The sequence below is a fragment of the Bartonella sp. CB10SXKL genome, from assembly GCF_042195515.1.
Taxonomy (GTDB): domain Bacteria; phylum Pseudomonadota; class Alphaproteobacteria; order Rhizobiales; family Rhizobiaceae; genus Bartonella.
Map to the genome: position 1 here is coordinate 12,689 of NZ_JBHION010000013.1, position 19,229 is coordinate 31,917.

Annotated in this window: 11 protein-coding genes; 1 reads left to right on the plus strand and 10 read right to left on the minus strand. The window is 39.0% G+C overall.

Features of this window, described 5'->3' with window-relative positions:
• Positions 1-13: 13 nt before the first annotated feature.
• Positions 14-1,585, minus strand: a complete 1,572-nt coding sequence (gene murJ, locus ACFIK3_RS07530) for a murein biosynthesis integral membrane protein MurJ (RefSeq protein ID WP_273790944.1) — start codon at positions 1,583-1,585, stop codon at positions 14-16.
• A 401-nt stretch (positions 1,586-1,986) separates the two neighbouring features.
• Here murJ and ACFIK3_RS07535 point away from each other — a divergent pair, with 401 nt between their 5' ends.
• Positions 1,987-2,145 carry a hypothetical protein gene (locus tag ACFIK3_RS07535; RefSeq protein ID WP_375631323.1) on the plus strand — a complete coding sequence of 53 codons (159 nt, stop codon included), beginning with the start codon at positions 1,987-1,989 and terminating at the stop codon, positions 2,143-2,145.
• Positions 2,146-2,432: 287 nt separating this feature from the next.
• Here ACFIK3_RS07535 and ACFIK3_RS07540 read toward each other — a convergent pair whose 3' ends face one another.
• The 9 genes from ACFIK3_RS07540 to ACFIK3_RS07580 form a co-directional block, all read right to left on the minus strand.
• A complete protein-coding gene (locus ACFIK3_RS07540) occupies positions 2,433-5,645 on the minus strand; it encodes a BID domain-containing T4SS effector (RefSeq protein ID WP_375676491.1) in 3,213 nt (1,070 codons plus the stop codon).
• Positions 5,646-5,959: 314 nt separating this feature from the next.
• Positions 5,960-7,840 (minus strand): BID domain-containing T4SS effector, encoded by a 1,881-nt coding sequence (locus ACFIK3_RS07545; RefSeq protein WP_375676492.1) that lies wholly within the window; start codon positions 7,838-7,840, stop codon positions 5,960-5,962.
• Between the two features lie 211 nt (positions 7,841-8,051).
• Positions 8,052-9,332: a BID domain-containing T4SS effector gene (locus ACFIK3_RS07550; protein WP_273790948.1), complete on the minus strand. Its 1,281-nt coding sequence runs from the start codon at positions 9,330-9,332 to the stop codon at positions 8,052-8,054.
• Between the two features lie 355 nt (positions 9,333-9,687).
• Entirely contained in the window at positions 9,688-10,530 is an 843-nt protein-coding gene (locus ACFIK3_RS07555; RefSeq protein WP_273790949.1) for a BID domain-containing T4SS effector, read from the minus strand.
• Between the two features lie 341 nt (positions 10,531-10,871).
• The gene (locus tag ACFIK3_RS07560) at positions 10,872-12,143 is read right to left on the minus strand and encodes a BID domain-containing T4SS effector (RefSeq protein ID WP_375676493.1); all 1,272 of its coding nucleotides are present in this window, start codon (positions 12,141-12,143) and stop codon (positions 10,872-10,874) included.
• A 308-nt stretch (positions 12,144-12,451) separates the two neighbouring features.
• Positions 12,452-14,050 carry a BID domain-containing T4SS effector gene (locus tag ACFIK3_RS07565; protein ID WP_375676494.1) on the minus strand — a complete coding sequence of 533 codons (1,599 nt, stop codon included), beginning with the start codon at positions 14,048-14,050 and terminating at the stop codon, positions 12,452-12,454.
• 1,280 nt (positions 14,051-15,330) lie between these two features.
• Positions 15,331-17,247, minus strand: coding sequence for a Ti-type conjugative transfer system protein TraG (traG, locus tag ACFIK3_RS07570; RefSeq protein ID WP_273790952.1), 1,917 nt, complete (start codon positions 17,245-17,247; stop codon positions 15,331-15,333).
• A gap of 155 nt (positions 17,248-17,402) precedes the next feature.
• Positions 17,403-19,034 (minus strand): BID domain-containing T4SS effector, encoded by a 1,632-nt coding sequence (locus ACFIK3_RS07575; RefSeq protein WP_375671326.1) that lies wholly within the window; start codon positions 19,032-19,034, stop codon positions 17,403-17,405.
• 10 nt (positions 19,035-19,044) lie between these two features.
• Positions 19,045-19,218 carry an antitoxin VbhA family protein gene (locus tag ACFIK3_RS07580; protein ID WP_275065231.1) on the minus strand — a complete coding sequence of 58 codons (174 nt, stop codon included), beginning with the start codon at positions 19,216-19,218 and terminating at the stop codon, positions 19,045-19,047.
• Between the last annotated feature and the right edge of the window lie 11 nt (positions 19,219-19,229).

Consider the following 19,229-nt stretch of genomic DNA (forward strand, 5'->3'; position numbering starts at 1 on the left):
CAAAGTATAGATATTATGAGCGTTTTTTCAAATTTTTAAGCGTGTGAAAAAAGGAACGGGTGTTGAATAAAAAATAGGCACTAAAATAGATCAAAAATATGCCAATCATGATCCCAGCTAAGGTGATCGCGCGCAAGAAAAATGATGCTTGTGAGGATAAAGGAAAAGACAAAAAACCAAACACATTCAATCCGTAATAGAGGGCTAGTGCACTCAAAAGAGTTGCCATCATGAGACATAATATTCGTTTTATCAGTTGGAAGTCGTATTTCCAATAACCGCGTTTGATAAGGACACTCCACAGCAACAGTGTGTTGGCCCATCCAGAGGTAATTTCAGCAATAACAATGCCTCGTGCAGAGAGAATAGGAAATAATGTTAAGGCGAGACTGATATTGATGAAAACGCAAATACCTGTAAAAATCATCGGTGTTTTGGTATCTTCATGGGCAAAAAAATTAGGAATAAAGACCTTAATAAGAACAAAAGCTGGAAGTCCTAATCCATAAAGTTCTAGTAATTGTGCAACATGGTGTGTTGATTGACTGGTAAATTGTCCTCGCTCAAAGAGCAAACTGACAATGGGAGTGGAGAGCAGCAAAAAAGCAATGGATGCTGGAAGTGTTAACAACAATGTTAATTCAATAGAGCGATTTTGTAAATGGTGGGTTTCTTTATGCTTTTTGCTCCGCAAAGCGCGTGTTAATTCTGGTAAAAGAACGGTTGCAACGGCAATGGCGATTACGCCTAGAGGCAATTGGTAAAGACGATCAGCGTACATCAAAGAAGAGACAGCACCCGATTGACTAGAAGCAATGTTGGTATTAATGAGCAAATTGATTTGTGTGATGCCACCCGTAATGGCTGCTGGGAATGCTAAAGTTAATAGCTTGCGAACATTAGGACTTAAATGGGGCTGGCGGAAGGAAATTTTCATTCCACTTTGACGCAAAGCAAGGGCAATTAAGGTGAGTTGAAGAAGCCCTGCTGCTAATACACCCCAAGAGAGATTTAAGCCGATATGCCAAGCGTCAAGTTTATAGATCCAAGCATAGGCAAGCACACCAATCAGAATAATGTTTAAAAAGAGTGGGGCAATGGCGGCAATAAAATAGCGTCGCAGAGCATTAAGCATGCCCCCCATCATGGCAGCAAGCGACATGCAGGTTAAATAGGGAAACATGATTGCAGTAAAGTGAATGGTAGCGTTAAATTTTGTTGCATCTTCGGTAAAACCTGGGGCAATAATGGTTCGTACCAAAAAAGGCATACTCAGTTCCATCGCAATCGTTAACAGTAAGAGCAGCGAAAAGAGAACGCCAAAGACTTCTTCTGCAAATTTGCATGCCGTTTCGTGACCTTCTTCAGTGATTTTTTTTGCAAAAAGAGGAATGAAAGCAGCGTTAAAGGCACCTTCAGCAAAAAAACGACGAAATGTGTTGGGAAAACGAAAAGCAGCGTTAAAGGCATCAGAAACAGGACCTGTCCCTAGGGCTGCTGCCATAAGCATTTCGCGTACGAAGCCAAAAATACGGCTCATAAGGGTTCCGGAAGCAACTGTTGCAATTTTTTTAATCAATGTCATAAAGATATATCAACTTTGTTGTAAAAGAGAAGCGATGACAGGAGAAATAAACCGTTTTAAATCGTAAAAATCTGATCTCTATCCTAATCAAGGATACTTTTGGAAAGCGTTTTACGACGGTGTTTATCTCTCTGTCAACAATGGTGCTTGAAGACTTTTTTATGCTCCTTGTTTACTGTTGCATTAAAATTTTTATTGTTGCCATAAAATAATTAAAATTTCTTTTTCAAACTGAAATATGGGAGAAATATCATAACAGTTTTAAGAGACATATAAGGATATATAATGATAATTTCTCTTTATGTTTTTATGTCGTGAATAATGCAACCCAATACCTTACTGTTTTACGTGAGGGGCATGACCCTATTTAAAGAACGCAAATAAAATAAAAGCATGAAACAATGTGCAATTTCCATTATTTAAAAAACAGCGCTTTAGATGTTTTAAAAAGTCGTAAGGTTGAGCTAAAAGGTGATGGTAAAGCTGGTGATTGGTTTTCACTTTTACGGCTTTATGTTCTCTCCAAATTTGGCTGCCTTTTCGTTTTAGAGATTACATAAACAAAAGGATAGGAAGACGTGATCTTTCAACAGCATTTTGTCTGTTTTTAGCACGACAGGTAATGAAAGTGATTCATTATCATTTTCAAAAATGATTGATCCTTTTATTTTTCCTGTTCAGGTTTCTTTTCACAGTTGATGAGGATAACATCTGAGAAAATAAGATAAAATTGCTCTCTCATGGTTTCCATTCTCGTTGAGGTCGATTGATTTGCCGATGAAGGCAGGGGGGGTAAAGGCTATCATTTTCACCAGAGAGGGTAAAAAAGTTAAAGTTTATGAACCTTTTAGATATTCATTGCCATCGCTTTTGCGTGCTCTGTTTTGTGAGGTTGAATATTTTCTTGTCTTTTAGGACTCTGATTGACGTTTTCTGTCATTTTTTGCACTTTAATTGATTCTTTATCGAGAGTGTTGGAACATTTTTTTTCATTATTTTTCTTTATAGATTGATGCTGGATAGATTGATACTGGTTTGGTGCTAAGCGCTCATCGAATTTATGGTTATAAAAATACATGGGTTGTATATGCTGTTCTATCTCTTTTATCTGCTTGATTATTTCCATAATCTCTTTTGCTTTAACGGTTGATGTACCAAGACTCTTCGCAAGTTTTTCAGGATTATTTTCCTTTATAGCTTCATGCTCGCTTGAGGATAAGCGCTCATTGATTTTTTTGATATAAGTCCTTATCTCCCCCCTTAATTCAGGAGAGTTTGATAAAGTTTCTTGCTGTTGTGCTTTTGACAAGGAAAAGAGATTTTTCATCCAAGCCTCAGGAATTTTTACCGACTGTTCACACCGCCTTTGTTTTACATGATGGGTATGGAGAATGTCTCTTTCTGTTTGTTTAAAAATATTGATATAACGATCAATGGCTCTACAGAGGGGCAAAATATTTGCTTCAGCATGGGCACGCGCGTTGTTTTTTATGCCAAATACATTGCTACCAGAAAGCTTAGAAATAGATTGGGGAGAGGTGGTAATTTGATAGGTGAGCTGTTCTCCTTCAGTATGATTTTCATGGATCATCTCAATTCTTTCCTGCAAAATATGACGATTGCCATAAATGATTTGACACAAAGTTTCGATTTCTTTTCTTCTTGCTTGAATGGATGCGTTGTTTTTTATCCTTGTGGCAATTTCATTGCTGGTAAGGGGGGCTATTGTTTGTGCGGGGATAAGCACTTCTTGCTGGTTTTGAATTTTTGGTGCTGTAAAGGAGAGGGCGTCACCGATTTTTAATGTCTGTATTTGCTCTGGGGTGAGATCTTTTTTATTTCCCAAGATGAAAATCCCGTTGGCATCAAGCATGAAGCCATTGGGTCCACTGCCTCTGTAAAAGCCTTTATAGGTATGACCTTCTTTTGCTGTTGTAACAAGATGATGATGAATATTTTCAAACTCAATATGTTTCATATTATCCATGAATTCTTTTAAAATAAGTATTTTTTCTGGATTTGAGATATCCTCAAGCAGATGTTTCATCTCTTCCTTATCGTTATGTTTTAGCGATGCAATGCTGGCAAGATTCATGCGTTTTTCTGTTACAAGAGAAAAGTCGAGTGTGTGGCCAGCAACTTGCCCAAGTTTTTCAAAAAACGTCCGTTGCGTGCGTCCATTACCTTCTCTGAAGGGATGCGTATAGTTGAGCTGTATCAACATTTCAGTGACATGTTCAATAAATGTTTCGCGGGTTAAGCCTTTTAAACTATTCGTTTCAGCAAGTATTTTATCTAAATTTTCTAGTCCCTCTTGTATCTGTTTTGCTGAGGCAAAAGAAATCCCAGCTTTTTTCATCATTGGCATATAAGCAACGGTACCATCTTCAAATGTAAATGGTTTTTCGCGTGTTTGTCCGGCCCATTCAAAAGTATTTTTAAATAGGGTGTGATGAATATATTGGAGATATGTGGAAGTTAGTTTTTGCGGTGGCGCTTCTTGGCGTAGATGAATGATTGCTTTTGTTGTATCATGGGCACATTGCACTTTTAATTTTTTATAGTCGTTTATTCCATATTTATTTTTTAAGGTGATACTATTAGGGCAAAAGAAATTACGGTACATTGTCTTATTTTCTTCAGTTTGAGGCGATGAGGATAATTTCTCCTGTAAGGTGAGAGGGACGGTGTCCGTTTTTTTTGTACCAGTGTCCCAGTATGCCATTGCTTTTTTTGGGGGCTGTTTCATTCTTTCTTGATGATCAGAGCGTTTTTCCTTTGTCATTTGGACAGATATTGGATTATTTGTCGCTGTATTGCTGGTCTGTAAAATGTTTTTTTGGAAATCTTTTTGCATTTGCCTCATAGAGGAAGCAGATTGAGCAATTGGTTTGGTCATTTGTTCTTGCAAATTTTCGGGCATAACTTCAATGCTGTCATGTAAAGCATGAGGGGCACTCCATGGTGAAAAATGGGCTTTTTCTTTTTTCTTTGTTTGAATGGATGCGTTGTCTTTGCTCTTTTCAGTTATTTCATCGTTTGTGAGAACGGCTCTTTTTTTTCTGGAAGCAATGTTTTTTTCTGGGGTTTGAGTTTTGGGCGCTGTAAAGGAGAGGGCGTCACCGATTTTTAATGTCTGTATTTGCTCTGGGGTGAGATCTTTTTTATTTCCTAAGATGAAAGTCCCGTTGGCATCAAGCATGAAGCCATTGGGTCCACTGCCTCTGTAGGTACCATGATAGGTTTCTCCTTCTTTTGCGACGACAGTGAGATAATAATTTTTTTCATCCAATCCAAGCTTTCTCATAGAGTTGGTAAATTCTTGTAAAATGAGCAATTTTTCTGGATTTGAGATATCCTCAAGCAGATGCTTCATAGGCTCTGGATCGCCATGTTCCATGGCAGCGGCGCGGACAAAGTCTTTACGTTTTTTGCTCACAAGAGAAAAGTCTAGCTCATGTCCTGCTGCTTGAGCGAGTTTTTCAACAAACAGTCTCTTTGTGCGCCTATTGCCCTCTCTGAAAGGATGCAAGTGGTGCAAATCTATCATTATTCCAGCGGCTTGTTCAACGAATTCTTCGCGCGTTAAGCCTTGTAAATTATTCTTTTCAGAAAGCGTTTTATCTAACTTTTCTAGTCCCTTCTGTATTTTTCTGCCAATCGCAAAAGGTTTTGTAAATTCTTTTCTTTTCAAAATGGGCATAGAAGCAACAGTACCATCTTCAAATGTAAAAGGCTCTTCGCGTGTTTGTCCGGCCCATTCAAATGCACGGGAAAAGAGGCGTTGATGAAGGTATTTTAGATAAGAGGCATTAAACTGCTCTGGTAGAGGTTCTTGATGCAGTTTTATCATTTCTTTTTTTACATCATTAGAACAGCATTCTTTTAATATTTCTTTATCTTTGATGCGGTATTTATTTTTAAGCACTTTGCTATTGGGATAAAAGAAATTTTGCGATGCTTTATTGATTTGCTTAGAAATGGCTGCATTAATTACAGAGTGTTGTTCTTGCAATTTTTCCTGTGAGGAAGAGGCATAATGTTTAGTGTTTTCTTTCATGTATATTTCCTTTCAAATGTTAACATTATTTTTTGAAAGCTTTTTTTACATTTTTTGCCTTTAATTATTTTCATTGCGTTTTCTTCAAAGAAGAATGCCCATTTGAATGATTGAAAAAATTGACCTTATTCGCATGGAACAAAGTTAAAGTTTATAATTTTGAAGTATTATCGTGAAATTTTATCAATGAATTCTGTAAAATAAAGGGGTGTCTTATTCAAAGTTTTCTGTATTTCACACACCGTCTTTGATGCAATCTTGGCAAGATAATTGCACCAAAGTTTTGGATAAAAAGCCAACAATTGTGAGATTTATCACGACAAAGCCATTGCTTTTGATGTTTCGGCTCTGCGCGGTCGAACTTGCGGCTGGTCTTCTTGTCTAGAAGTTTCTGTAACCTCTTTATGCCGCTTTGCTGTTGAGCGTTCAGGCAGCTTCAGGGGCTGCGATAAGCTTTGCTGCTTTTGTAATTTTTTATCGAAATCGGTAGGTGGTTGATAACGTTTTTGTTGTTCTTCCTGATGGTTTTGCACAATGGTTTCTCTTAACTGTTTTATTGTATCAGCATAGTCCTTAATGGCGGTACAAAGGGTAGGGATATTTTCTTCAGCGGCTTTGCGTGCTCCGTTTTTTATGCCAAGGGTTTTTCTACCAGCAAGTGGAGCAAAAGATGTAGAATCCTTTTTAATTTGAAATACAAGCTCTTCTCCCATCTCTGGAATTTTGTGCATATCTTCCATTCTATATTGTAAAATAAATGGATCATCATAAACAATTTGGCACCAATATTGGATCTCTCTTTGACCATATTGAACCGATGGATCTTGTTGAACTCTGCGGGCAATTTCCTGATTTGAGAGAGGCTTTATTTTCTTTTCTGAATTGAGCGAATTTTGTAAATGTTGATTTATTGGCTCTTTCTCTTGTGCTTGTCGCTGATGTTGTTGTTCCGTGTGAGAACCTTGTGAAATATTTTCACTTTTTGTATATTTTGAAGTATACATATAACCGTTAATAGCAGCACATAGGGTAGGAAGAGTTTCTTCAGCTTGTTTGCGCGCGTTATTTTTTATGCCGAGAACTTTTCTACCAGCAAGCTTAGAAATAGACTTAGGCTGTTCTGTAATATCCCATAAGAGCTGTTCTCCCATATTGGGGTTTTCTTTGATTGCTTCTATTCTTTCTTCTAAAATAAGCCTGTTGCCATAAACCTTTTCGCACAAAAATCGTATTTCTTCTTGATATGCTACGAGTAACAGCTCTCTTTCCATTGTATTAATAGATGATTTTTGTCCGTGAGACGGTTTTGGTTGTTCAATTGCTGTGTGTGGAGAGGCAGGTTTTGGGACGATAGTATCGCTTTGTTTTCTGTTTCCCATACGGAGCGGTTTTCTTGAAGGAGGGACGGCATATGTTCCACTGTCTTGTGATGATGAACTGCTTTGCTGTCTGACTTTCATATGTGATGGTGTTTTGGGTCTAACACTTGGGTCGTATGTTTCAGGATTTTGGATTTTTGTACCGTTTTGCACTCTGTCTCTCATGCGTGGCGATGTTTGCGAAGTAGGCGTTGCATAGAGGTGTTCTCTCTCTTGAACCGTTGTTTTGTTTTGTTCTCTATCTTTTGCACGTGGTGGTCTTTGTGGAGCTGCTTTTGTGTGCGGAGAGGAGTTTTCTTGGATTTGTGAGCTGGGGATTTTTGTGCCGGTTTGTGCTTTTTCCCTCATGCGTGGGGGTGTTTGCGAAGTAGGCGTTGCATAGAGGTGTTCTCTCTCTTGAGCTGTTGTTTTGTTTTGTTCTCTATCTTTTGCACGTGGTGGTCTTTGTGGAGGCGTTTTTGTGTGCGGAGAGGAGCGTTCTTGGATTTGTGAGCTGGGTTGTAGATTTTCTTTTGTGCGTGGGGGTTTGGGCGGAGCTACTTTTGTTTGGAGAGGAGGTATCTCTTGGGTTTTGGTGCTGGGGATTTTAGCGCTGGAGGGCATTGTGCTGGTTTGAGTGTTTGCTCTCATGCGGGGGGGGGGCGGTGGCGCAACCTTTGGGTGGTGTGATAAATTTTCTGGGCGTTTTTCTACAGTTGGTTTTGGCAAATTTTGAGAAACTTGGGAAGGAGGGGTTCTGGTGGGGGATTGTTCAGCCGGTTGTTGAAATTTTTCCATCATTTCGGTGATAAAAGGGGAGGGATTTCTTTTTTTCATGCATGTTCCTTTCAAACTCTTCCAATATTGTTTTTAAATACTATTTAAAAACGTACGTTGGTTTTTATTCTGTTTTATGCTTTTTTACTCGGTCTTTACGAGAGCAGATATGAAACTGAATGGTTTCACAAGATGGGGCTTTCTTGGCGCAAACACCCCTGTTCTGTGTTGCGCCAAGATGTTAGATTTAATGTGAAAACTTATGTCCTGTTTAGCTGGCAAAAGCCATCGCTTTTGGGGCGATAGTTTTGCGAGGACGAATATCTGTTTCTCTTTGTTGCGTAGAGGTTGTTGCTTCTTCATGCGTTACTATTGAAGGCTCGGGGCGTTGAGCAGACTGTGAGACGCTTTGTTGTTGATGCAAGTTTTGCGATCTCTCAGAAGATGCTTCATTGTGTTCTTGTTTTGTCTGCTCGGTTTGTGAAATGCTCTCTCTTACTTGTGTTACAGCCGTTGCATAATTGTCAGTGGCGTCAATGAGGTGAGAAAGACCAGCTTCAGCATGCCTGCGTGCTTGATTTTTAAAGCCACAAAAGTTACGACCAGCGTACTTGTGAAAAGATTGAGGATTTCCGACAAGTTGCTGTGCGAGTGCTTCTATTGTTTCAGGGTTTTGGAAAAGTGTTTCCACTTGTGATTGCAAAATGTTTTTGTTGCCAAAAACAACACCGCACCAATATTGGATTTGGGCATGGTGTCTTTTGACTTTTGAATGTTGGTGAATTTGGGTAGAAATTTCTACTTCTGAAAGCGTTGCTTTTTCACGTTGATCTGGTTTTTGTAGAAGTTTAGCGACGGCTTCTTTCCCCATAAAGCGTTCATAGTTTTTGAGTTCTTGCTCTGGAGATTGTAAGAGGTTCTCTCTTGCCTGTTTTACAGCTTCTGTATAACAATCAATGGTGATACTGAGAGTGGAATAACTCTCTTCCGCTTGTCTACGCACTCGATTTTTAAAGCCCAACGCGCTGGTGCCGGAAAGTTTAGCAATACTTTCAGGATAGGCTGCCATGCGCCATGAGAGCTCTTCTCCTGCAGCGGGATTTATTTGAATTTCCTGTATTTTTTCTTGCAAAATGTTTGGGTTACCATAGGCACTTGCGGATAAACGTTGGATTTCTTCTTGATAGGTTCGAACCAATGAATGGTGTGGAAGCAATAGAATGATTTCTTCCTCTGAGAGAACTCTTGTTGTCCTTTGGGTAACTTGTGAAGGAACTGTTGAGTGTGTCGTTTCAGTTTTTTGCTGCCTTTTGGTAGAGCTGCCTCTTGTTAACGAAGCTGTTGGATTTGTTGATGCATGTACAGTTTCTTCGCTTAAAAGAGATTGTCTTTCCTCATCTTCTTCCGGTATGGATGACAGTCTTTTGCTTTTTGAAGGCGTTTCTTTAGGAAGGGGGGCTGCGCCTGAGACCTCTGCCGCTGCTTGTTCATAGAGCTTTATAAGTTCTTGTATTGAAGAGGATGGAAAAGGATGAGGGTGGTTTTTTTTCATGCATGTTTCCTTTCAAAAATTGTTTTAGAAAACCTCTTTGGTGCATTCTTGCCTTTTATGCTTGGATCGCTTTGAGACAAAAGAAATATCGAGCTGAATGAGCTTCCAAAGATCTGCGCTATTTGCAATCAGCTTAATGGACATTTGTGTCTTTTATACAGTTTTTTTGTGAAATATTATCAATAAGTTATCAATAGTCGTCGTGAATTACAGGCGCCATTTTTAGGGCTATTTTTTGTAACATTCTAAAACAACTCTTGGCGCAATCGCGATGAAACGATTTGCGCCAAGAAACTCACTGAAAAAAAAGATTAAATGAAAAACAAAAACTATCTGTTTTTATGTTTATGCCCCCTTACATGGCATAAGCCATTCCTTTTTCTCCATGTCTTTGTCGTTGAGGGCTGTGCTCTGGACTATTTTGTTCTTGTCCTCTTGTGTGATGATGATGATAACGATGATGGTGTCTCTCAACTTGCTGAGAATTTTCTTGACGGCGTCTTTGTTCCGCTAGAGGGGTTTGCGATAGTCTTGTTGCTGCGTCTTGTACAGCTTTCGTATAACCATCAACGGCATCAACGAGCGATCTAAAACCATCTTCAGCTGCTTTGCGTGTTTGATTTTTTAAGCCAAGTGTGGAGCGGCCAGCAAGTTTATGTATAGATTCAGGATTTTCAGCAAGTTGATTTGAAAGGTCTTTTCCTTTAGTGGGATCTGTAAGTATTCCTTGCAAGTGCTGCTGGAAAATCGTATCATCGCCATAAACAATTTTACTCCAGTGTATGACTTCTTCTGCATGTGCTTGGACGTGTGGATTTTTTAAAAGCATGACACTTATTTGATCAGCTGTGAGGGAAGATGAAGGCTTTCCTCTTTGGTGCGGAGCAACCGTTGTATAGTCGGTTTCAGGATCTTCTGTCCTTTGATGTTTACCTCTTGAAGAAGGGGTAACGCTGCTCACTGATGCGTATGTAACTTCCTCTTCGCGTCTTGGGGGAGCAACCTTTGTGTAATCGGTTTCAGAACTTTCTCTTCCCCGATCAGGATGTCTCCCTCTTGAAGGAGAAACACTGCTAACAGTTGCGTATAGAACGTCTTCTTCTGGTTTTGGTCCGCGCTGGTTTCCTCTGTTTGGTTTATTAACTGTTGCATAGAGGGCTTCTGGATTTGCAGAAGGATGTGGATGATGTTTTTTCATACATATTTCCTTTCAATATTTTTAGAAAACCTCTTTGGTGCATTCCCCACTTTTAGTTTTGATAACTTTTATATAAAGGAAGATATCCAACCGAATGACCGCCAAAGATTCTGCGCTATTCAATATTGATATGTAATGAACATTTATGTCTTTTATACAGTTTTTTTATGAAATTTTATCAATAAGTTACAATAAATTACAGGATCTACTTTTAGAACTATTTTTTGTAACATTCTAAAACAACTCTTGGCGCAATCACGATAAAATGATTTGCGCCAAGAAACTCACTGAAAAAAATTACATGAAAAACAAAAACTATCTGTTTTTACGTTTATGTCCACTTACATGGCAAAAGCCATTCCTTTTTCTCCATGTCTTTGTCTTTGTGGGCTGTGCTCTGGACTATTTTGTTCTTGTCCTCTTGCATGACGATGATGATGGTGGTGTCTGTGTTCTGCTTCTCTTTCTGGACTTTCTTGTCTTTGACCTCTTTCTCTTTCATGCTCCCGTGTAAACTGTTTATGGAGCTTTTGTGCCGTATGTATATGCCTCTCAAGAGCTGAGCAAAGGGGAGAAAAACTCTCTTCAGCTTCTCTGCGGCTTGGAGACTTTACACCAAGTATTTTGTGACCTGCAAGCTTACCAGCGCTTTCAGGATTTTCTGCAAGGCCCCATAAGATTTGCTCTGCATTTTGAGGATCGTCAAGAATTTTAGCAAGGTGGTCATTCAAAGCATGTTCGTTACCATAAACAACTCTGCACCACTCTTGCGTTTCTCTCACACCATATTGAAAGTCTACGTTTTTTAAAAGCCTTGTTGTAACCACATCTTTTTGGGTTCTGGGAGGAGAGATTCTGCCTCCTCCAACGCCTTGATAGATGGGATTTTCTAGTTGTTCAGACTCTTGCCCGCCTTCAGCCCCCATGCCAACCGTTGTATAGACAGATTCGAGTGGTCTTTGGGGAGAGAGCTCACCACGTTCACCAAACTCAAGCTCTGCATAGAGATGTTCCGGTTCTTGGCGATGTCCTCCACCCTGTGCTCCTCCACCAATTGTGTCATAGGGTGTTTGCCAACCTTGCGCTTCCAAGTCCGTTATTTTATAGGGGTCTACGAGTCTGTTGGTGCGTCGCCCATCACTTGGTCTTCCACCAAGTCTGTCATAGGGATTTCCTAGTGGCTGTTGGGGAGCATAGATCGTTTCTGCTGGTTGTTGAAGTGTGTATTGTTGTTGGTTGCGCTGTTCTTTGGGTGGTTTATTAACCTTTGCGTAGAGGTCTTCTACATTAGGAGATCCTAGGTTTTGTTGGTCAAGTGGCTTTTTGGGAGCAAAGACCGTTTCTGGTGGTTGTTGAAGTGTGTATTGTTGTTGGTTGCGCTGTTCTTTGGGTGGTTTATTAACCTTTGCGTAGAGGTCTTCTACATTAGGAGATCCTAGGTTTTGTTGGTCAAGTGGCTTTTTGGGAGCAAAGACCGTTTCTGGTGGTTGTTGAAGTGTATAGTGTTGTGGGTTGCGCTGTTCTTTGGGTGGTTTATTAACCTTGGCGTAGAGGGGGTCTTGGCTCTGGGGTTGTGGGTTCTGGGGGGCTGGTTGTGGGTGACTTTTTTTCATGGCTGTTTCCTTTCAATATTTTTAGAAAACCTCTTTGGCGCATTCCCCATTTTTTGATAACAACTTTAGGATAAGGTAAGATATCAAATTAAATGACCTCCAAAGATTTCGCGCTATTCATATTGATATATAGTGGACATTTATGTCTTTTATACAGTTTTTTTATGAAATATTATCAATAAGTTACATCAAATTACAGGATTCATTTTTAGGACTATTTTTTGTACCATTTTAAAACAATTGGTGAGCGTAATGGAGATAAAATGATTTGCGTTAAGAGTTAGTTGGAAGGTAAAAGTTCACGCTTTTTAGCCGGTAAGAGCAAGCGATGAAGAGCGACTAACTTTCAAGCTGCGGGCTTGACATTGTGCTTCTTGGGTGTTCTTTACAGTATTCGCAATTTCTTTTGCTTTGCTTTCCGATGTCCCAAGGAGGCACGCTAGTCTGGTATGATCTTTTTCTTGTATGGCTTTACGCTCTTCTGAGGATAGACGATTGTGTAGTTGGCGCGAAAAGTGATGGAGTTCTTGTCGTAGTGTTGGAGAATGCAATAAAGCTTCCTTTTGTTGTTCTCTTGGTAAGGTAAAAAGGTTTTGTAAATTTTTTCCAGGTGTTTCGACAGTGTGACTCAGTCGATTTTGTTCTCTTTGATGTTGCTCTAAAATTTCTTCTTTTGTTTGTTGTGTTATTGTGGCATAATTTTTAAGGGCTTGGCTGAGTTGTGGAGCAGTTTGTTCCGCCAGTCTGCGATTTGGGCTTTTCATGTCAAGTATTTTTCTCCCTGCAAGTTTAGAAATTGATTGAGGGTTTTGTAAAATTTCATCAGCAAATTGATTTCCTAAGCTTGGATCAGCCGTTAAGATATCTATTTTTGTATTTAAGGCGTGGATTTTACCATAAACGAGTTTTGATAAATTTTTGATTTCTTTTCGGCATGCTTCAACATAAGCGTCATTTGAAATCTTTGTGAATAACTCTTCATGGGTGAGAGATTCTAATGTTTCTTTTGGGATCAATATTTCTTTTACATTTTGAACGTTGGTTTTTTGAAAGCAGAGGCGAGTACCGTTTTGTAATGTTTTGACGAGTTCTGGGGGGAGATCATCTTTGTGGCCGACTACGAAAGCACCCTCTACTTCCATGACAAAACCTTCTGCTGAAAAACCTCTAAAGACGCCTTCGTAGGTTACATCTTCTTTTGTTGCAACAACAACACGATTGTTAATTTCATCCAGTCCCGCGTTTCTCATTTGGGAGATGAATTCTTTTAAAACAAGGGATTTTTGCGGATGTGTGATATCTTCAAAAAGATCTTTCATCGGTTGGGGATTGCCATATTGCACGGCTTCAATACAAGCTGCTGTCATGCGTCCTTTTGTGATGAAAGAAAAGTCAATGGTATGTCCTGCGGCTTGTCCAAGTTTTTCCATAAACATTCGATTGACGCGCCCATTCCCTTTTCTGAAAGGATGTGCGTGCTCGAGCGCCATAAAAACTTCTGCGGCATTTTCAGCAAATTCTTGGCGCGATAAACCTTTTAAATTGTTCTTCTCATTAAGTGTTTTTTCGAGTTGTTTTAGTTCTTTTTGAATCTGCGGTCCGATAGCAAAAGGAACTTCATAACCTTTGGGACGCATCGCCGGCATATGGGCAGTGGTGCCGTCTTCAAATGTAAAGGATGTATCGCGGGTTTTTCCAGCCCATTCAAAAGTTCTGTGGAAGAGGCTCCAGTGGATTAGTTTTAGATAGGAAACATCAAATTTTTGTGGAAGTGGTTCGTGGCGAAAATTGACGGCTTCTCTGGCGGTATCATGAGCACAGCGTTCATACAGTTTTTTGGGGTCTTTTATGCCATATTTATTTTTGAGTGTTGGGGTACCTTTATATAGATAATTTTGCTCTAACATATAATCTCTCCTAAGTAGGTAGGGTGGTGGTTGATGAGCGTCTTAAACGCTGCATGTGAAAAATTCCCCTTCGCGTATTCTTTTGAGATTTTGGTAGTTATGAGAGAAAGCACTTTTCCCTCCAGTGTATGGATAGTTGTAGCAATCGTTTTGTGATGCTTTTGAAAGGTTTTTGGTGTAAGAGGTGCAAAATGTTCTGTTATGATTGTTTTCATGCCTATTTTCTTTTTTCATTTATTTTTGAAAAGTTTTTCTGATGGTTCCTTTGTTTATTACCTTGTGCTGTAAAATACTGGTATTGAGGGCCTTGATATGAATCCCATGAGTAGTTAGAAAATGAATTTTCTACAAATTGACTTTGGGTAAAATCTTCGTTCTTTGAGGTGTAAGGAAGAGGTCAAAAAGAAAAATGTTGCTTAAAATTGTTGTTTTTTTCCTTTAACAAAGTTGTTTGCAAGAGCGCTTTGATGAGGGGCGTGGATATGGCGGGTGCGATCGCTCTTGGTTAGCGGATGGTGCTGGTACTTTTTATACACAGTACTCAGATTGGTGAATCTATGGGTAAAAGCAGTTATCAAGAATTTTTCTCCATTATGTTTTTCTTACTGCTCCATATGAATATCTTGCCATACGAACATCTTGTTTGTGTATTTTTGCAACAAAATGTTTTTTATTTTGTATTGTTGCTCTTATTGTATTGCGCTGTTCTAAGATCCATAAGAGAGAAAACTCTTTCTTTGGTTGGGAGAAAAGCCTTTTTCAGCGCTTTATCATTAAAATAGAACACTTTATGATATCGTAAAGGGGGAAAAGCTTGTATAAGAATGATTTATTCATTTTGATGTATATCTTAAATGTTTTTTGGGAAAAATCGATGTTCTTGAGTGTGGGTGTTTTGAGAGTTCTTGTCTCAAAGATCAATCTTTTGTTTTTCTTAAGTCTTGATATTGGGGATTAGCGTTGTGAAATGTTTTTGGTTGTTTGTAGGAGATAAATTATACACAAAAAGCTTTGTAGGAATGTATTTGCAGACTTTCCCAAGTGGAGATGTTGGTTTAGTTATAGGTGATTTGAGGGGGTGGTATTTTTATAAAGATGATGGGCGCTGGTAAAACGATACACAAAATACAAAAAGGAAAAAACACGGATTTTTTTATCATGTTTTCCTTATATGTGTGAGGAAGCGTTCAAAAACTTTTTGTTAACGGGTTTTTAAAAAATAGAAATCTATGTTGTTTTTGTGGTTGTTCTTTTCATAGTCAAGATCTCATAATAGGAGGTTAGTTTTTCTTTTGTGGGGCAAAGCGGTTTTTTGCAGCTGCGGCTAACATTTCTTTTCTTCTGAAATAAATGGCGCGACCACATCGCAAAGGGGGGTGTCCTTGCATAAGAATAATTTGTTCATCTTGACGCATTTCTTGAATAACTTCATGGGGTAAAATCAGGGCTCTTTGTTGGTAATTGACGTTGTATGAACTCTTTCCTAAGGATAAGCCTCTTGATTTGCTTGTTCCGGTGACTTCAACGGTCATTTGTCCACAGCGTTCTGAAATGTCTTTGGCTGTTTGGAGGTCTTTAATGGCAGCATAGCTGACAAAAGAGCAGCTTTCAAACCATGAGCGTGCTCCGGCTTCTCCAAAGTGATTGACCAACTGACCAGAGGATTGATAAAAAAGCATTAAGGATGTACCGTATTTACGTCCACGATCGCGTGCTTCTTCTAAAATATTCATATAGCCTAGAAGATCAACTTCATCTAAGACAAATAAAACACGCTTTTTATAGTTACCGTCTGCTGTAACCATGGCATTGAGAAAGGCGCCAATAATTACACGTCCAATAGCTGGATAACTGTTTAAAATGCTTGCGGGGAGATTGAGAAAAACATCTGTATTGCCATTTGCAATATCTGAGGAAAAAAAATCATCTCCGCAGACAAGATCTGCGTAATTGGACAAAGAAAGCCATTGGGTATCTTTTGAGGCGGTTGTATAGACTCCTGAAAAGGTTTGTTCTGCCATTTCTGTAAAAATACCAACCATTTCACGAATAAAAGGAGAAGGTGTTGTTTCTTGAATCATGCGTAATTGATTAACAACAGCTGTTTCTGATTGAGAGAGAATGCCACGCAATGTTTTTAAATTGCGCTCGCTGTCTTCATATTCATCAGAAAATACAACGTGAGCAAGAAGAGCTGTTAATAAATTATGGGCTTGTGTCGAGAAATATTCTGCTGAAGAATTGTCTGATTTTTTATCTGTAAGGAGCAACTTGGAAAAGCTTACAATATTCGCTTCGCGTTGTGTGCGTGGTACGCTGTCGTCTAAAAGCCAATCGATGACATTAAAATTTTTTGTTAAAAATGAATTGGGATCGAGAACAATGACATTTCTATTCCCCATCTTTTGACGCGCAAATTTGACCATTGGGGCAACTTCTGTTGAAGGATCAAGACAAACAATAGACCCTGGATAGGTTAAACACGTAGGAACTACTGTACTTGTGGTTTTATAGCCACCAGAACCAGCAAAAAAGATCATATGAGTTGAACCAAAATCAAGATTAAAGGTTAGCAAAGGGGCTGTTCCACCCTTTCCCCATGTTGTTTTATTGCCAGGCGCAAAGGGAATTTTGCACACATTATCTTGATCAACACGGTATCTTTCACCCACAACAATTTGCCCATTGGCAGGAAAGATTTTTGCTGCCTCTCTTAAATTCATCCAAGAGGCCTCACCAAAAACACCTTTTTTTGCACGCTTGACCTTATTTTTAGGTGGAGAGGTTGTTATGAATTGAATGATGGAAAGAAAACCACCAATGATGATGCCAAAGACAACCATGGGGTCCATGAATTGAAGCGCATAGCTCCACGTTATTCCTTGTTGGCCAACATAGGGACTTAAACGTTTTATTTCACCACCAATATAGTAAAGAGCGGTTGTTCCAAAAAAAACAACGGAGACAAAAGTGATTATTTTACGTAAGTGCAGTTTTTGCGACAGACTATACAACAATGAAACAGCAGCCGTTAGTGCTAAGACTAATAAAGGCTCAGAACGAAGAGTCCAATAAATTTGATCGCTCTTTAGTCCATTTGTTATTAACAGTAAAAAATGAGGGACAAGGAATATCGTTAAAGCACCTAAAGCGATTGGTGTTAAAATAAGTACCATTTGTGTTTTGGTATATTTCATTGTATTTTACTCTCAATTCTATCAGAATATGTTGCGAAATGCTCTTTTTCAGGTACGTGATATTAACTCTCATCTCTTTTTGCAAAGGTGCAGATAACGCCAAACAGTTTTCGTTTATGAGCCTTTCTCATCAAGGAGGAAGGTTTTATCCATTCTTAGCAGGCCATAGCGAATGCTTTGGAATGGCGCATTGTGCATATTTGTGCTTGCTGATGTACTTCTTTGGTTTGCTTAATAATTTGTGTAATTTGTTTGGCTTTATTTTCTGATACGCCAATGCTTTGAGCCAGTGTTTCATAATCATTATTTTGAACTGCTTTATGTTCATTTGGTGAAAGACGGGTGTTGATCTTTTTTACAAAGTTGCTGAGCTCTTTTTGACATAAAGAATTTTTTGCTAAAGCTTCTTGCTGTAATTCTTTTGGCAAGGCGAGGAGATCTTGCAAGCTTTGACTTGGCATTTCTATTGTTTTTGCAAGGCGACTTTGTTCTGTTGCATGTTCTTGCGTGATTTCCTTTTCAGCATATTTTACAGCATACGCGAAATTTGCAACGGCAGTACAGAGCATACCAATATGATTTTTAGCGTTTGCACGTGCCTGATTTTGTAGTCCACATAAACTGAAACCTGCAAGACGAGAAACAGAGCTCGGTGCCCTTTCAATCTTGTTGGCGAGCTGTTGGCCTAAGCTTGGATTTTTGATGATTTCTACCATCTGTTTGTCTAATGTTTTTGTATTACCATAAACAATTTTTGACAGTTTCTGGACCTGTTTTAGGCTTACGTGGACACAGGCATCTTCTGCAACCATTTGGGCCGTTTCATTTTTTGTCAAAGGGGCTAATTTCTCTTCTGGAATAAGAATGCTTTCAAGCTCTTTTGTTTCGGGAACGGTAAAGGTAAATTTATCACCGGGTTTTAATGTTTTGAGTTGTTCTGGTGTGAGATGTTCTTTATTGCCGATAATGTAAGCTCCTTTTACATTGCAGGCAAAGCTGTTAAGACCAGCACCTCTATAGGTGCCCGTGTAGGTTTCACCTTCCTTTGTGACCATAACAGGGCGATCATTCACACTACGCCCAAGTTCTTTCGTGTTGCTCATGAATTCCTTTAAAAGAGGTATTTTATTGGGATTAGAGATATCGTCAAACAGATGTTGCATTGGTTCTAGATTGTCATTTTGTATTGCTGCAACACTAGCAACCAACATGCGTTCTTTTGTAACCAGTGAAAAATCAAGCTGATGCCCTGCGGCTTTGGCAAGATTTTCAAAAAAGATCCGTTGTGTACGTCCGTTGCCTTCTCTAAAGGGGTGTGTATAGTTGAGAGAGGCAAATATTTTGGCTGCTTCATAAGCAAATTCTTTGCATGATAAATCCTGCAAATTATTTTTTTCGGCAAGCGTTTGATCTAATTTTTGTAAACCTTCTTGTAATTCGCTACCGACTGCAAAATTTGTTATTTTTTTCATTACTGGAGCGACGGCAGTAGTACCATCTTCAAATGTAAAGGGAACATTGCGGGTTTGTCCAGCCCATTCAAAGGTATTTTCAAATAGACATTGATGAATAAGGCATAGATAGGAGCTATCAAACTTTTCTGGTAAGGGGGCTTCACGCAGATTAACCATCGCTTTTGCTGAATCATGCGCACATCTTGCCGTAAAAGCGTCAAGGTTTGTTATTCCATATTTATTTTTTAATGTTTTGCTTTTAGGATACATATAATGTTCAGGGGAAGGCACTGTGGATGTCACATCTGTTTTTTTTAATTTTTCTTTTGGCATTGTAGCTTCCTTATAATGTCGTGTTGTCCATAAGAGTATTAAATTCCTCGAGTGAAATATTCCCCTTTGCGTATTCTTCTAAAATTTTCAACGTTTTGGAATGAAGCGCTATTCCCTCTATTGCATGGGTGCTGATGGCTGCTTCAACGGCTTCACGGCGTTTTTTCAATTCTTCTTCTGTCATCGATAAAAGAT